The sequence below is a fragment of the Levilactobacillus fujinensis genome, from assembly GCF_003946335.1.
GTDB lineage: Bacteria > Bacillota > Bacilli > Lactobacillales > Lactobacillaceae > Levilactobacillus > Levilactobacillus fujinensis.
In genome coordinates this window covers 44,269-60,594 of record NZ_RHNX01000016.1, presented here as the reverse complement: position 1 = coordinate 60,594, position 16,326 = coordinate 44,269, and the positions used below count along the sequence as shown (strand labels likewise).

General features: G+C 49.0%; 12 protein-coding genes. 5 read left to right on the top strand and 7 right to left on the bottom strand.

The genetic code is table 11. The features are described 5' to 3' along the window. On the top strand, nt 1-219 hold a 219-nt coding region (locus EKM89_RS14195), incomplete at its 5' end, for a hypothetical protein (RefSeq protein ID WP_225421844.1). Nucleotides 220-302: 83 nt separating this feature from the next. On the opposite strand, the gene EKM89_RS07485 is transcribed toward EKM89_RS14195, so the two are convergent. The 3 genes from EKM89_RS07485 to EKM89_RS07475 all read right to left on the bottom strand — a co-directional run bounded on the left by EKM89_RS07485 (nt 303) and on the right by EKM89_RS07475 (nt 5,498). After that, the gene (locus EKM89_RS07485) at nt 303-2,525 is read right to left on the bottom strand and encodes a glycoside hydrolase family 3 C-terminal domain-containing protein (RefSeq protein WP_125687216.1); all 2,223 of its coding nucleotides are present in this window, start codon (nt 2,523-2,525) and stop codon (nt 303-305) included. Between the two features lie 182 nt (nt 2,526-2,707). After that, nucleotides 2,708-3,955: an MFS transporter gene (locus EKM89_RS07480; RefSeq protein WP_125687214.1), complete on the bottom strand. Its 1,248-nt coding sequence runs from the start codon at nt 3,953-3,955 to the stop codon at nt 2,708-2,710. 28 nt (nt 3,956-3,983) lie between these two features. Then, nucleotides 3,984-5,498 carry an alpha-N-arabinofuranosidase gene (locus tag EKM89_RS07475; RefSeq protein WP_125687212.1) on the bottom strand — a complete coding sequence of 505 codons (1,515 nt, stop codon included), beginning with the start codon at nt 5,496-5,498 and terminating at the stop codon, nt 3,984-3,986. A 107-nt stretch (nt 5,499-5,605) separates the two neighbouring features. Here EKM89_RS07475 and EKM89_RS07470 point away from each other — a divergent pair, with 107 nt between their 5' ends. Continuing rightward, nucleotides 5,606-6,742 carry a helix-turn-helix transcriptional regulator gene (locus EKM89_RS07470; protein WP_125687210.1) on the top strand — a complete coding sequence of 379 codons (1,137 nt, stop codon included), beginning with the start codon at nt 5,606-5,608 and terminating at the stop codon, nt 6,740-6,742. Between the two features lie 177 nt (nt 6,743-6,919). On the opposite strand, the gene EKM89_RS07465 is transcribed toward EKM89_RS07470, so the two are convergent. Continuing rightward, nucleotides 6,920-7,789 (bottom strand): helix-turn-helix domain-containing protein, encoded by an 870-nt coding sequence (locus EKM89_RS07465; protein ID WP_125687208.1) that lies wholly within the window; start codon nt 7,787-7,789, stop codon nt 6,920-6,922. A 128-nt stretch (nt 7,790-7,917) separates the two neighbouring features. Here EKM89_RS07465 and EKM89_RS07460 point away from each other — a divergent pair, with 128 nt between their 5' ends. Genes EKM89_RS07460 through EKM89_RS07450 form a run of 3 tightly spaced genes read left to right on the top strand, consistent with a single transcriptional unit; the run spans nt 7,918 to nt 12,587 of the window. Beyond that, entirely contained in the window at nt 7,918-9,909 is a 1,992-nt protein-coding gene (locus EKM89_RS07460; RefSeq protein ID WP_125687206.1) for a beta-galactosidase, read from the top strand. 52 nt (nt 9,910-9,961) lie between these two features. After that, the gene (locus tag EKM89_RS07455; RefSeq protein ID WP_125687204.1) at nt 9,962-11,209 is read left to right on the top strand and encodes an MFS transporter; all 1,248 of its coding nucleotides are present in this window, start codon (nt 9,962-9,964) and stop codon (nt 11,207-11,209) included. A gap of 43 nt (nt 11,210-11,252) precedes the next feature. Further along, nucleotides 11,253-12,587 carry a glycoside hydrolase family 30 protein gene (locus EKM89_RS07450; RefSeq protein WP_125687202.1) on the top strand — a complete coding sequence of 445 codons (1,335 nt, stop codon included), beginning with the start codon at nt 11,253-11,255 and terminating at the stop codon, nt 12,585-12,587. Between the two features lie 853 nt (nt 12,588-13,440). Here EKM89_RS07450 and EKM89_RS07445 read toward each other — a convergent pair. From EKM89_RS07445 to EKM89_RS07435, 3 genes are all read right to left on the bottom strand, one after another. After that, complete coding sequence (locus EKM89_RS07445) at nt 13,441-14,454, bottom strand: DUF5776 domain-containing protein (RefSeq protein WP_382333511.1); 1,014 nt, start codon at nt 14,452-14,454, stop codon at nt 13,441-13,443. A 40-nt stretch (nt 14,455-14,494) separates the two neighbouring features. Continuing rightward, on the bottom strand, nt 14,495-15,412 hold the full coding sequence (locus tag EKM89_RS07440) for a C39 family peptidase (RefSeq protein ID WP_125687198.1): 918 nt from the start codon (nt 15,410-15,412) through the stop codon (nt 14,495-14,497). A gap of 202 nt (nt 15,413-15,614) precedes the next feature. After that, nucleotides 15,615-16,169: a cysteine hydrolase family protein gene (locus tag EKM89_RS07435; protein ID WP_125687196.1), complete on the bottom strand. Its 555-nt coding sequence runs from the start codon at nt 16,167-16,169 to the stop codon at nt 15,615-15,617. Nucleotides 16,170-16,326: the final 157 nt, after the last annotated feature.

The following is a 16,326-nucleotide window of genomic DNA, read 5'->3' as shown; positions in this document are numbered from 1 at the left end:
AAGCCCGTCCTTTGGCTGGAAGCGTTCCCCACAGCAAGCGGAATCCCTGGCATCCGGAGTGCGGCCGTTTTCACTAATTTAGCCGTGATAATTCCTACTGTCGCAAGCGTAACGCAAACATTTTGGCTTTCAACCTTTAGTTACGATCAAAAAGTGACGTGTAAAATCTGTTTGTCCAGAAAAAGAGAAAATTTTTTTGTTTTTGTTAGAAGAAAATAGCTAGTCAAATCTTGAATAGTAAGATTTGACTAGCTATTTGAGTTTATTTTGATTCTGGAACTAAATGATAATTAAAATTAGCTTCACTTCGATTGGTTCGCCAGCTTAAGGAAGGCATTAAGCTGATCAACACTGACGCCAACCATGATGGCGGAACGGAGTGGCATGTTCTTCATCATTTCACTGTTGGTGTCGTTACCGGCGAGAGCATCGAAACTCTTGGCGATGTCGGTTTCTTCCAACGCAGCTCGTAAGTCAGGACGGGCCATAATGGCGCCAATGTACGTGTTTGGCGTTACTGGCGCGCCGGTTTGTGGATTCCAGGCTAACGTCACGTCTTGCTGTAAGTCGAGGTTGCGTGATGACCGACCAACGAAGATGGTGTAGTCACCGTCATCCATTTGCCAATTGCTAGTCTCAGCGTTGTACCAGCTGAAGGCGCGTCGTGGTAATGTCCGGGTGATCGTCTTGGTTTCCCCGGCAGCTAATTCAGTCTTGGCGAAGTCGCGAAGTTCCTTGACGGGCATTTCGACCAGACTGGCGTGGTTGGCCACGTAGATCTGTGACGTTTCTTGGCCGGCTACATCGCCATCATTGGTGATCTGGTAGCTGACCATAACGTTTTGGTCCTTGTCCGTGACGGTTAGGTCGTGGTAGCTGAAGTGCGTGTAGCTTAGACCGTAGCCAAATGGGAAGCGAACGGCGCGTTGCTTTAGATCGTAGTACCGGTACCCAACGAAGATGTCGTCGTGGTAGGTTTCGGTCAGAGGACTTGCGTTGAAGGTCCCAAAGGTTGGGTTGTCGGCGAGCTTGATTGGGAAACTTTCGGCCAACTTTCCGCTCGGGTTAACGGCGCCGGTCAAGACGTCCCAAGTGGCTTCACCCACGGCTTCACCGGCCAAATAGGTTTCGAGGATGGCAGCAACGTCGTCGGCCCATGGCATTTCAATGGCGGACCCATTCTGAAGGACCACGATGGTGTGCGCGTTAACGGCAGCAACTTGTTTGATCAATTCGTTTTGGTTAGCGGGTAAGGCCATTGAGGTCTTGTCGAAGCCTTCAGATTCTAAGGCTTCGGGAACGCCGGCAAAGATAACGACCTTGGCGGCTTGCTTAGCGGCGGTAACGGCTTTGGCGATTTGATCGGCGTCCACGGCCGTAGCATCTAAGCTGTAAGCAGCTTGGTAGTTGGTGTTGCCAGCGGCTTCGGCAATTTCCAGTGGCGTCGTGATGCGGTAGGCGTTCACATGGGAACTGCCACCACCTTGATACCGTGGCTTGTCGGCGAGTTCACCAAGGATGGCAACGTCTTTAGCATTAGCCAGTGGCAAGGTGTGGTCATCATTCTTTAAGAGGACCATGCTGTTAGCGGCTAACTTCCGGGCAAATTCGTGTTGGGCGTCTTTATCATAAGGTTTTGGTTGGCTGTCAACGTGCCAGTCATGAACCATCTTGAGGACCCGTCGAACGGCAATATCCAAGGTTGCTTCGGTCAGGTCGCCATGCTTGACGGCATCAACGATCTCTGTCGTTGATTGCGGGCCTTTACCAGGCATTTCCAAGTCTAACCCGGCGCGCAGAGCGGCCACATGGTCGGCAACGGCTCCCCAGTCGGACATAACAACGCCATCGAAGCCCCATTCATCGCGGAGAATCTTGGTAAGTAGCTTGAAGTTTTGCGAGTTTAGCGTCCCATTGATGGCATTGTAGGAGCACATCAGGGTTGCTGGGTGGGCGGTGACCACGATGCGTTCGAAGGCAGCCAGGTAGATTTCACGTAGCGCCCGTTCGCTCATATTGGAGGAGGACGTGAAACGTTGGTTTTCACGGTTGTTCGCGGCAAAATGCTTCACACTAACGCCGACGCCTTGGCTTTGGACACCGTTGACGTAGGCGGCACCGAGTTCACCGGCAACGAGGGGATCTTCAGAGAAGTATTCGAAATTCCGGCCGGCGAGGGGACTACGCTTCATATTGATTCCGGGGCCGAGGAGCACACTGACCCCTTCGTTTTTAGCAGCTTCCCCCAGGTTTTCACCCAGAGTAGTCAGGGCTTTGCGGTCAAATGAGGCGGCGGTCAAAGCGGAAGCGGGGAAGGTGATAGCCTTGACGCTTTGGTTCAAGCCCAGCGCATCGGCACTGTTGGCTTGTTTCCGTAGACCGGATGGGCCATCAGTCATCATAATCTTTTCAAGGTTCAACCGGTCGATGCCGGCAGTGAACCAGAAGTCTTTACCTGAAACGAGACTGGCTTTTTCGGTCAGCGTCAACTGTTGAATGAAATCATTGCTAATTGGTGATGTCATAAAAAAGCTCCTTTTCAGTTGTGTAGTGAAACGCTTTCACAACTAGTTTAACAGGACAACCAACCTAATGAAAGCGGTTAATCAGACTTGAAATGACCCAAATCTGACTTTTTAGCAAACTTTTGCGTAGGTTACTTGTTGTAGTGAGTCCTGTTGCCTGATGTGTGATCAGGCGAATTTGTTTATTTTGTCGAATGAATCATCTGAATGAAGATGCAGGCAATGAGGACAAAGACAATTGCAATTGGGAAGACAAGTTTATAGCCGCCCATGACGACCACGATACTAGTCACGATGGGACCAACAGTTTGTCCCAGAGTTGTTGCGATGTTTAAGATACCCAAATCCTTACCGGCTTCTTCTTTATTTGGTAAAACGTCGATGTTCAGCGCTTGATCAACAGCCCCGTAGACAGCATAGCCCAAGCCAGCGAATCCGGCGAAGAGCATCATAGATAGTGGTGAACGCATCATCCAAGGGAGCAAGTAACCGATAGCTAATAGGATCGACGCGACGATCACTGGTAATTTTCGCCGACCAATGGCATCAGAAATGGCGCCGGAAGTCAGTGACCCGACTAAGCCAACAATCATTGTGATGACAGACATAACTGAAATTGTGGCTGCAGCGGCTGTCTTTCCTTGGCCAATGTAGCTTTCCAAAATGTAGAGCTGGTAGTTAAAAATCATGTAATAACTAAAAATTAAGAGTGTCCGACCGACGAAGGCTAGCCAAAAATCGCGCGCGCCTTTCACTGGGGGTCGAAATGAAGCAAGTAATTCGCTGACACCACCGGAAACTACGGGCAGGTTCTTTGCGGAGTCTTCGTTTGGCCACACGATAACGGTACAGATTCCAGCAATTCCCATGAGAATTCCAGCGACGACGAAGCCCGGAACTTGAATCGAAATGAAGCGCGCACCAATTAACGTTCCTAATGATGTCCCACAGGTCGTTCCTGCGGACATGAAGGCAGACATTGTGGCCCGCATATCATCAGAGACGCGATCGGATAATGTGGCAATTACTGGCGCAATCATCATATTTAGACCAAACATGCTGGCACAGTAGGCAATGCCAATGGCCCAAACATTGGTGAAGATACCAATGAGAAACAAGGAAAGTCCGCCAACTAGACCACCAGCGACGACCCACGGTGTGCGTCGGCCAAAGCGCGAACGCGTTCTGTCGGACAGATTTCCGAATAGGAGGTTCGCCACTAGAGAAGAAATGGCGGTCGCAGCGTTTAGAATGCCAAAGACGGCAGTGGCTGCGCTGGGACCCATGATGTCTTTTAAGTGTTGGGGCAGTAAAACGGCGGCGACGATCCCCAAGCCACCCATCCAAAGCAAAGCGAAAATAAAGAAGCTGGCCGAGAAGCGAACCTTGCTAGATTTGCTCATCGTGATTTTTTTATTGGTATTATCCATAGTCTTTTCTCCTTGACTGAATTGAAAGTTAACTGCGTTTGAATTGAAGCGTGGTCACGGAAGCCGCTGGCAAAGTGACGGTCTGCCGTTGGCTGGTCGTCTGCTTCATGGCTAGGGGATGACGGCGGACAGTATTCGGATGGGCGGCATCATTGTAGTCGGTGACGTGGGCGGCATTCAGTGTTTCTGCCGTGATTAGGTGGACAGTATCGTCAAAGGTAAGTGTGAGGGATTTAGGCGCATTAATGGCGGTATTGCTGAGACTGACCGTGATGATGCCGTCCTTTATGGATGCAAAGGTCTCGACAGCGGGTGTCTTCGTGTCGAGGGGCAAGACGTGGCCGCCACGATGGCCCTTGTACAGCATGAAGACGTCATAGTTTGGCGTCAGAATGGTTTGGTCGCCGTCGGTCAGTAGAAGTGAATTCAACACGTTAACGGTTTGCGCCACACAAGCCATGGCAACACTATCGCAGTGTTTTTGCAGAATGTTTAGGCTAATGGCGGTCGTCAGGGCATCACGCATGGTGACCTGTTGGTAAAGGGCGGGCCGTGCGGTGAAGGCTGGACGGTGCCAGTTGCCCCACTCGCCAACGACTAGATCAATCTGGTCGAGGCGGTGATCCATCGTGGATTCTGGGATTGGCATATTGGCTAGTCCCTTAGCGATGAGACCTTCCTGCTCACTGATGACGTCGTCGAGTTCGTGAGCACTTTGAATGACGCGCGCCCAGTCGTCTGATGTGAAGTCAGTCGGGGTGTCGTTCTCGTGGTCGATGTTCCAGTTATAGAAATGAAGATCGATGGCATCGATAGCAGGTTGTCGGGAGCTTGCCAGGGCGGTTAAGAAGTCGCGCGTCCAGCGAACCCGTTCCTGAGGCTTGTTACCATCGGGACCACTCGCAATTTTGTAAGTTTTTTCCTGATCAAATAGGGAAGTCTTAAACGTTGGCATAGCGGTCGCATACTTGCGGTATGTCATCGCATACTGTTGGGGAGTCATGAAACCACCGCCACCCCAAACCTCATTGCCAATACCGACGTATTTGACATTGTAGGGATCAGCATGGCCGTTTGCTTGGCGAAGCTTGGCCAGCGATGTTGGTTGCGCGCGATTACAGTATTCTAGCCAATCCTTCATTTCCTGCACACTCCCGCTGAGGAGGTTGACGTTGAGCCAAGGTTCGGCGCCAATCAAGGCACAAAAGTCCATGAATTCATCGGTTCCAAATTGATGCTGATCCAGTTCATAGGTCCCAAAGTTTTCGTTGAAGGTCACGGGACGTTTCGCGGGGGCACCGATGCCGTCACGCCAGTGGTAAGTGTCAGCGTAGCAGCCGCCTGGCCAGCGAACGACGGGTGGTGCGAGAGCTTTCAGAGCCTCGACGACGCCTCGCCGCAGACCATGGATGTTAGGAATGGCAGAGTCTCTACCGACCCAGATGCCGTCATCGATACAACTACCGAGAAACTCAATGAACTGGCCATGGAGTTTGGGATTAATCGTGCCATATGTATTTTTAGAATTTAAATGAATTTGCATAGTGATTTCCTCCTGATGGCTATATAATAGTCGGTATGTAACCGCTTTTATATCAGAAAATCAAATGAAATATCAGATAACGAAACTGATTAGGAGGGTGTGAAACGATGCGAAAACCGGTAGCCGTCGTGTTGGATTATTTGCTACGGACGCGACATGTGCCAATCAGTCAATATGATAACGGTAAGTTTGTCCGGTGTATTGGCCAGCAAGTGGTTAACGAAAAAGAACAGACGGTGATTAGACAGCTTGTCCCGCACGCGACAGGGCAGTGCCCCCAGCTGGAGCGCTGGTCAGATGGCCGATCGTTAGCACTCGTTCGTAAGGAACATGTCATTTATGTCCTGGGGCCAGTTTTAGTAGCGACACCGGAAATGGTGGAGGCACACGTGCAGTCTTGTTCATGGGATGACTGGTTGGAAGGGCTATGCTTACTCCAAAATATTCTAGATGGCAGTAACCTACGTCCTAGTGACTTGTATATGAAAAATGGCATTAGTCACGGTGAACAGAAAATGAATGCCGTGGAGACTGTCCGCCGTTTTAATCAGAACCAGGAGCATGCCTTTATTCACAATCCGTACGATCAAGAGCTACGAGAACTGAACAGTGTGGCGACAGGAGATATTGCTGGATTACAGGCCAGTCTCCATGAAAGCTTTGATGGCCATTTCGCCCAGTTGGGGCCGACCCGGTTGCGGTCGTTGAAAAACTTAGGTATTGTTGATTTGGCCTTATTGGCGCGCGCGGCGATTCGTGGTGGCTTGGATTATGAACAATCCTTTACGATTAATGATCAGTACATTAATTCGCTTGAAGCTGCGCGAACGGAGCAAGACGTGATGGCCTTGGGACTGCAGGCCAAACAGGAATACACACAGGTGGTCCATGACATTCAGAATAAGACGACGGCCGACATGAACCGCATTATTCGCAAGTGTCAGACCTATGTGCAAACACATCTGCACGAGGCGCTCACCCTACAGACCGTCAGCGTTCATTGTCAGGTGACCCCGCAATATTTGTCACGTCTATTTCGCCACAGCCAGCGATTACGATTTAGTGAGTACGTGCAACGAGAAAAGTTGAATGCCAGCAAGCGGGATTTGATCTATACGCAGCATGCCATTAGCACGATTGCGTTTGACTACGGCTATTCTTCAGCTAGCCACTACGCGGACGTATTTAAGCGCTACGTGGGGATGACCCCCAGCGCGTTTCGAAATGTGAATGGTAAAATGTAGCTGTATGGAGACAACAAAGGAGTCTGGGATTTCCCCAGACTCCTTTGTTGTCTCCAAATATGAATTGCTGAAATGGGCGGAAAAAGGCAATCTCGTCCAGTCATCGCCTTACCGGCTGGCAGCTTTAATGCTCGCCCATTAACTGTCCTTTATTCCACACGCTTGTCTTGCACCGACTTAGGTTTTGGCAACAATTTGGCGATACGTTTTGGGCGACATCTTCGTCCAGCGCTTGAACTGACGGCTGAAGTGCGACGCGTTTTGATAGCCCAAGGTGGCCGCAATCTCGGCGACACTGAATTGTGGCTTTAACAGCATCTTCTTGGCCCATTTCAACTTCAACTCGGACAGGTATTTCTGTGGTGAGAAACCATAAGCGTCTTTGAAGACGCGGTTACCGTAGCCTTCACTGATGCCGATGGTGGCCATAAGGTCGGCGATTGAGATCTGTTCGGTATCGCCATCGATGGGATGAAGAATGGCATCATTTAACGTAGATTTTAGAGACTCCGCAATGATTTTAGCGTAACGCGATTGGTTGGCATTGGTCGCAGCCGATTTAGCGGGAATGAGCTCACTAAAGATCATCAGAATTTGTGACAGATAGATCTGAATCTGCATTTTGTCCTTGAAGGAGTAGTCGGCCGATAGGGAAACTAGTGCAATCAATTCCTGTAAGATGGGGCAAATGGCGCGATTCAAGCTATCACCCTGGGGAAAATAAATTGGCGAGTTCTGAATCAGCTGGACAATGAAATTGGGTTCGTCCAGATCAAAGTGAAAGCAGAAGTAGGTGAGATGATCGATGGCGTGTGCCGTGTGCCGAAAGCCAGGCGGAATCAGGACAAAGTCACCTTGATTAAGGGTGTAAGATTCCTGCTCGATTGAGAGGCTTTCCTGTCCCTCAATCACAAAAATCAGTTCGAAGGCCTGGTGTTTGTCCATTGGGACTTGCCAATCATTGACGACTTTTTGGTAATGGCCACCGAAAAAATTCAGGTTCCAGTCGAGAACCGGGAGCCGGTGGGCGTTTTTAAGGATATCCATAGGGTCATTCCTTCCTGAAAAAGTTTGATTTGGGTCTTTTTTGGCCGAACATAGCCATGTACAAGGTTTACTAAATCGGTAATAATAAGCACAGTAAGCGTTTACAAGAAATGAATGAGGGATAAAAAATGAAAAATATTTTGTACGGAACAGCCTATTATTACGAATATTTACCAGTCGACCGGCTCGATAAAGATATCGAAATGATGACCGCAGCTAACATCAACGTTGTCCGTATCGGCGAGAGCACCTGGGGAACTTACGAAAAGCAAGATGGGGTCTTTGACTTCTCACCATTGGATAAAGTCCTTGATGCGATGCACGCTGCCGGCATTAAAGTGATTGTCGGAACGCCAACCTACGCCATCCCAACTTGGTTAGCCAAAAAATACCCAGAAGTCATGGTTCAAATCAACGGCCAACGCCAACCCTATGGTGCCCGGCAGATCTTTGATATTAGCAACCCAACATTCCTTCGTTATGCGGAACGGATCATTCGGGAAATGATTGCTCACGTTGCTAACCATCCGGCCGTTATTGGCTTCCAGGTTGATAACGAGACTAAGCATTATGGCACGTCCAGTGACAATGTTCAAAAAGGGTTTGTCCAGTATATCAAGCAAGAGTTTAATGACGATTTGAATCGTTTTAATCACGAATTTGGCCTGGACTACTGGAGTAACCGCATCAATGCCTGGGAAGATTTTCCGTCCATGGACGGGACCATCAACGGCAGTTTGAAGACAGAATTCGACAAGTATCGGCAACAGCTGGTTACCGATTACTTGAAGTGGCAAGTTGACCTAGTGAAGGAATATCGCCAACCCAATCAATTTATCACCCATAACTTTGATTTCGAATGGCGCGGGTATTCATACGGAATCCAACCCGATGTGAACCACTTCAATGCCAGCGAGGCCTTAGATTATGCGGGTGGCGACATTTATCATCCTGCACGTAAGCACCTTACGGGAACGGAAGTCTCGTTTGCCGGTGATGAGTTGAGATCCCTTAAACATGATAATTATCTCGTAATGGAAACGCAAGCACAAGCCTTTAAGCAACAAGTTCCTTATCCAGGACAATTGCGGCAACTAGCATACAGTCACTTGGCCTCCGGAGCCAATATGGTTGAGTATTGGCACTGGCATTCCATTCACAATTCGGCTGAAACTTACTGGAAGGGTATCTTGAGTCATGACTTCCAGCCTAACCCCGTCTACAACGAGGTCCAACAAACCGGGGCGGAATTGAAGCGGCTATCTTCACACCTAGTGAACGTTAAGATTAAGTCAGAAGTGGCTTTCTTGGTCAGCAATCAAAGCTTGACGGCGATCAATGCCTTTCCATTCTCCGATACGCGGAACTACAATGACCTTTTCCGCTCACTGTACGACCAATTTTACCGATTAAACGTGCGGACAGATATTACCGATGAACACCATATCAAGCTGGATGACTACAAGCTGATTGTTGTGCCAGCACTTTACAGTGTTAGCGATGACTTTCTAAAGGCCTTGAATGATTACGTCAAACGTGGTGGTCACGTCATCTACACCTTCAAGTCAGGCTTTACCGACGAGCACGTTAAGGTCCGCACCGACCGCCAACCGGGAATTATTTCCGAAGCTAGCGGCGTGCACTACGAAATGTTTGTTGATCCCGATGGGACGAAACTAGTGGGTCAGGCACCTAGTCTACAAGGTGTTAAGGACGATTCCTTGAAGGATTGGATGGAACTGTTGATTCCGGATACGGCGGCGGTGCTGGCCACCTACGATGATCCGAACTGGTCTGACTATGCAGCAATTACTAAGAATCAATTTGGGAAGGGCTCCGTCATCTACATGGGCTGTTACCCATCTGCCGAGGTCATTACGGACCTGATTCGTGACTATGTGAAGGAAATCAACCTGAATACTTTTGCCGAAAATTTCCCGGTAATTGTGAAGCAGGGACAAAATGATTTAGGTAAGACGTTGACCTACTACTTCAATTACTCGAGCACGGAACAGACGGTTCAGCAGCCAGTTGCCGGAAACGAATTGATCAGTGACCAGCCAATCCAGTCACAGTTAAAGCTTGCGCCTTGGGGCGTTGCCATCGTTGAAGAGGACTAAGTCGCTTCTTCGATACATAATTGAAAGCGTAAACATTTGAGGAGAAAACATCATGGAAAATGAAAAAAGCAAGATTACGATGAGTAAATCGAATAAGATTCGCTTCTCGGCTAGTTTCTTTATCTTCGCCCTGTTATGGATGGGTGGTCTGGGAATTGTCTCGGCCGTGCTGTTACCGCAACATTTAAAGGATTTAGTCGGACCCAATGCGTCAACTGCCATTTTTGGTGTTCTAAACGCCGCGACCGCCATCACGTCGTTAGTCTCTAACCTGTTGTTTGGGAACCTTTCCGACCGGACGCGTTCCCGTTTCGGCCGGCGAACACCGTGGGTCGTTGCCGGTGGGATCATTGGGGGCCTGTCACTCTTTTCAATCGGGATCTTGAGTAACGCCTGGGCTATCGGGATCGCTTACTGCCTTAGCATGGTAGGATTAAACATGATGATTGCACCGGTTATTGCGACGTTATCCGACCGGGTTTCCGACGATATGCGGGCCACAATGTCTGCCTTCATGTCCGCTGGGACGACCACTGGGACTTCAGTGGGGACTTTGATTGGTGCGCGATTTATCTCAATTCAGATTCCAGGGTTTGTTATCGCCGGAATTTTAATGGGAATTGCCGGTATTTGTACGGTGATCGTTTGGCCACACGAAGAATCAGCGAAGGACTTGCCGGCTGTTGAAGGCGGATTTGCTGAATTAATGGCATCATTCCGCCCACCGTTAAAGGGTGCCCGTGATTTCTGGTTAGCCTTCTTGGGCCGGACGTTGTTGATTTTCAGTTACTACATGATTTTAAACTATCAATTATATATTTTGGAAAGCTACATTGGCCAAGGCAAAGCGGACGCTGCAGCAACGATTTCAATTATGTCCGTGGTTACGATGATTGTTGGCTTAGTCGGTTCACTGGCTTCTGGTGCGATTTCCGATGCCATTGGTCGCCGGAAACTGCCCGTGATCGTTTCCGCCGTATTGTTAGCCATTGGGTACTTATTGCCATGGGTCATGCGCTCCCCATTCTCCATGATTCTGTTTGCTGGGTTCGCTGGTTTAGGCTACGCCGTTTATGGCGCCGTTGACCAAGCACTGAACATTGACGTTTTACCAAACAAAGAAGAAGCTGGTAAGGACTTAGGCATCTTGAACATTGCGACGACCTTAGGCCAAACGGTTGGCCCAATCGTGACGAGTATCGTCGTGGTTATGGGCGGCTACAAGTTGGTCTTCCCAATTGCGATTGTCTTCGTCTTACTCGCTTGCATCTTCATTCAAATGATTCGTTCCACAAAATAAGCATTGATTATAACTTGAACTGATTTCTAAGGAGGAAAAAATAATGACCACCTGGATTGAAAGTACACCAGATAATTATTTACAAGAGAAAACGCCAACTGCCGCTAACGTGACAGCTTCCTCGGATTTACAATTGACGGGGAAGGGGCTACAAAAGCTACGTGGTTTTGGGGGGTGCTTTAACGAACTGGGGTACCTGCCATTAAGCAAGTTAGCCGACGATAAGCAACAGGAGATCTACAAAGACTTGTTCTCACCGGAAGAACTGAACTTCACGTTTAACCGAACACCGATCGGCGCTAATGACTTCGCTGAAACGTGGTATAGCTATGATGAAACCGATGGGGATTACGATTTAAAGAATTTCTCCGTTGATCATGACAAGCAAACACTGATTCCGTACATCAATAATGCTAAAAAGTATCAACCAAACCTACAGCTGTTCGCCAGCCCGTGGACGCCACCGACCTGGATGAAGTTCCCGAAGGTCTATAACTTTGGTCGAATTGTGATGACGCCAGAAAACCTGCAAGCTTACGCCAATTACTTTGTAAAGTACATTCGGGCTTACGAAAAGCAAGGCATTCACATTGAACGGGTTTGCCCACAAAATGAAGTCTTCGCGGATCAAAAGTTTCCATCTTGTCTGTGGGACAGTGATGACTTGAAGGTCTTCATTCGCGACTACCTGGGACCAACCTTTGAAAAGGAAGGCATTACTACTGAAATCTTCTTGGGAACATTGAATGGTCCTGAAGACATGTCGTTCAACGCTTCTGGTATCAAGCTGGACAACTACAACCGTTACGTTGACAACATTCTATTCGATGATGACGCGCGGAAGTACATCAAAGGTATTGGGTATCAGTGGGCTGGCAAGAATGCCATTGAACGAACCCACAGTTCGTGGCCAGAAATTGAGTTAGTTCAGACCGAATCTGAATGTGGCTATGGTGAAAATAGTTGGTCATACGCCGAATACATTTTCCACCTGGTCAACCATTACTTCACGGCTGGCGCTACGGCTTACACATACTGGAACATCATTTTAGGTGATTCCATTAGTACTTGGGGCTGGCACCAGAATTCGATGTTCTCCATTGATTCCAAGACCCAAGCGGTAACGCGTAACCCAGAATACTACGTTATGCGCCACTACGCCCACTATGTTAAGCCGGGCGCCCAAGTCTTAGAAACGACGGGTCACTTTAACTCGATGGGGAAGGCCTTCCGTAACCCAGATGGGCAATTGGTAGTGGTCGTTCAAAATGCTTTGGAACGCACCTTATCATTTACATTTGCCGATCCAGAGGACGCGTCAAAGAGCGTTGAAGCGACTTTGGCACCAAATTCATTTAATACGTTCGTGATTGATTAATAAGGTAAATAAAAACCGGCATCGCAATTTTTTGCGATGCCGGTTTTCCTATTTTACATTGATCTTTTCTAACTCCGTAAAATGGCGTCAAATATTTTAATTACTTACTGAGGTTGAAAGCTAAAATGTTTGCGTTACTCTTGTGACAGTAAGAATTATCACGGCTAAGTTAGTGAAAATAGCCGCACTCCGGCTGCCAGGGATTCCGCTTGCTGTGGGGAACGCCTTCAGCCAAAGGACGGGCTTCCGGCTCGCCTGAAAGCCGCCAAGATCAGGCGTCTCCCAGGTCGTCCCACGATGTAAACTGGAAAAAGCGCCGACTAACATCGTTGACACGGCTAGCTGCATCCCTGGCCTCCTCCGGCTTTGATTGTGCAGGTCAATTCCAATCACTGAATCCCAAGTGGCTGCTAAAGTTTAAGCATAATTCAATAGCGTTTCAAACGGCATGATCCATGTTTCCTCAGAACAACTACGTCAGCCGAGAGGTCGGCAGATATGGGCTCAGGCGCGTCGTTCTACTTAGTCGGCAGGTGGTTTCCCTGCTGGCTTAGTAGAAAACCAAGCTTGGAGACTCGGTCCCTTCGAGGCTTCAAGTTGTGTTCGCACCGATCCAGCCCATATCTGCCGGCCGGTAAGGCGATGGTTGGACAACGTTGCCTAATTTTAGATCCAATATCGTTGTGACAACAGTCATAATGGGTGTTTTGGGACTTTCAACTTTAGTTACTTACAAGAAAATCCAGCTAAACAGTACGCTGACTTTACCATGTGCACCTGACGATAGGAATCCAAGTGATCAACAAAAACGGCCACCCTACAATTGGAGTGACCGCTTAATTGCTTGCTGAATTTAGTTAAATACCCGTGCAATTCCGGCCACGTCTGAGCGTTGGCCATTCTTGATGGATTGCACCATAATCCGTGGTGGCCAACTTTCGATGACCTTGTTCCCACCGAGATAAATGGCCACGTGCCAGATAACGTGCGTGCCTGGTTGATAGTAGAAGACCAGGTCGCCACGTTGCCGGTTGCTGTAAGCCACGTGTTTGAACTTGTTACTTGCCCACAGATTCCGTGAATTCCATTCGTTTCCGGGGTAGGCGTGGTGAATGGAACTAATTGGCGCTGGATTAATGCCACCGGCGTAGAGTGCCTGCATCACTAAGCCTGAGCAATCCGTACCGTAAATTGGATTGGATGAAGAACCCACCAAATAGGGGTTGCCCTTATACTGGTAAGCCTGTTTGATCATGGCGTTGATGTGTTCCGCACGGCCGTTCCAAGCATGTGCGCCAAGTGGGGCAACGTAAGCATCGATACTAGTCCAACTTGACTTGGAGAAGCCAAGCTTAACCCACGTTTTCCCATCAACGTTTCCCGTGACTTTGAGGTGATGATTCTTCTGGAAGTTCCGTACGGCATTATAAGTTGCCTGGTTATACTTGTTGTAGCCATTGGCAGTCCCCAAACGCTTCATGATCTTCCAAGTCTTAATTCCCTCGTAGTTCCGCTTGACCGTATAACCGACCTTACCATAAGGCTTGATCTGCGTGTAATTGACTTGATAGTAGGCCTTGGGATTTTGGTAACCACTAGTCTTGGCAACAAAGGCTTTGTTGGCAGTGACATACTTTCCAGTGTTCGTCTTTAAGACGGGGGCGTGCCCCTTTTCCGTGACGATCTTGGAAATTTTAGCGTAGTGACCAGCCTTTACTGTGGATACGTGCTTGGTCTTTGCCGCGTCCTGATAATACGCCACCGTTTTCTTAACGCGAATAATTCCGGGATTAGTCGTGTAGTAGCTGCTGGCCGCTTGTGCAGGTACCGTAATGCCCAGTCCGCCTAAGCCTAAGACGACTAGCAATCCTGTTAACCACTGTTTCTTCAAAATAGTCTCCCCTTTTCTAGTAACTTAACGCCCGATAGCCATCATGACTCCGATGTGTGTTCAGACTAACCTGCGTCATACTGGTCTTTTTCTTGGTCCAAGGATCATTGTAATACACACGTGTTGTGCTGTAGCCCGACATCGTAATGGCGTGGTTGACGAAGCCATCAACACCCGCGACCCAGATAACGACCGGGTGGCCCTGATCAATCTGGCTTTTTAGCGTGGCAAATGAGGCCCCCGTCATATCCTTAGCCGTACCGACGTGACTTCTCACGACACCCAGCAAGCCCTTAGGGTAGACCCACCAGCCAGATTCAGAGTAGGGACTACCCACAAATCCCTTGTTAGGATTAGAGCTACGCGGCATTTCCTTTGCCAGCGTCATCTTCGTCACGTTAGCGCCGGCGTATTTCAACATCATTGCGGTTGCGGTAATCTCACAACCAGTCGGTAACTGTGGCCGTTGCGCAATTAAGGGAACGTTCAAATAACGATAGCTTTTCACTGTGCCGTTGCGGTGAATCCAGCCGGTCTGGGTGTGATTATATGTAAATTTTAGCCAAGTCCCATCTACCATTTTCTGTTCGCGGGTGATGTGAACCTTCAGATTAGCGTACTGCCGGCCGGTCGCAATCGGTTTCATGTTCTGCGCCGAGGACTTGGCACCACCGGTCTTGTAGACCTTGTAGTTGTGGGTCAGGTTGAGGCCGACCTTCGTGTAGTAGGTGACCTTTTTCGTACTCAGCACCGGCCGATACTTCACCGTTACGGGTTTCGTCGTGCTCTCACTGGTCGCGTTTTCGGTTGATGACGAGCTGCTAGTTGTCGTCGATGACGCGGACGAAGCGGTCGTTTTAGCAGCTTGTGCGTTCAGCACACCGCCCCCCAATAGTCCCAAACTTAGGGCCAGAACGCCGATAAATCTTTTCATAAATAGTGCCCATCCTTCTCTTATGTCCGTCTAAATATAAAGCGACTAATCACTGGTTATGTGCTTAATTATATCGCGCGGTAGGGCTCTTCGCAATGGGGGCCGGCAGTACAAAAAAACGGTGTCATTACAACGACCAGGTCAGGTTAAACAAGACACTGATTGTAGCAACGATGCCGTTTTTAGGTTGAAGGAGAATGAATTAGATGACTTCTGCACCCAAAGCAGTCTTAAAATGGCTCAACGCCCAAGCGTGACCCGCCGGATCAAAGCTTGCGACCGCGTTCTCGTGGATAATCAGGTGGTAGCCCAAGTTGTACGCGTCCACTGCGGTATGGAGGACACAAATATCCGTACAGACGCCAACTAAATGGAGGGTGTCCACGTGGCGTTCACGTAGTCGGAGGTCAAGGTCGGTACCGGCAAAAGAACTGTAGCGGGTCTTATCGAATTGCCAGACGTTGTCGTTGGCGGCGTGGTCAGCATACCAGGTCTTGACCGGACCATAGAGTTCACGGCCCCAGCTTCCCCGAACGTTGTGGGGTGGGAACAACTTACTTTCTGGATGGTAAGGGTCATGGGGCGTGTGGACGTCCGTTGGGAGGAGGACCCAGCCCCCCGACTGGTGCACATCGTTCGCTAAGCTGACGATGGCTGGTGCGAGGACTTGGCCCGGTTCACCACAAGTTAAAGCCCCCTTATCCGCAACAAAATCGTTCGTGTAATCGATAATCAATAAGGCTTGGTTCGTTGCCATACGATGACCTCCTCAAGAGATTTTTTCCAGTATGCAGGGGCAATGACTGAATGTCAATGACTGTGGTGATAACGGTTTTAATATTTGATGCGGGTCTATTAATAAGGAATCGACGAATCCTGCTACGGTCAGCCAGCGGTCTATTTTCACGATTTAT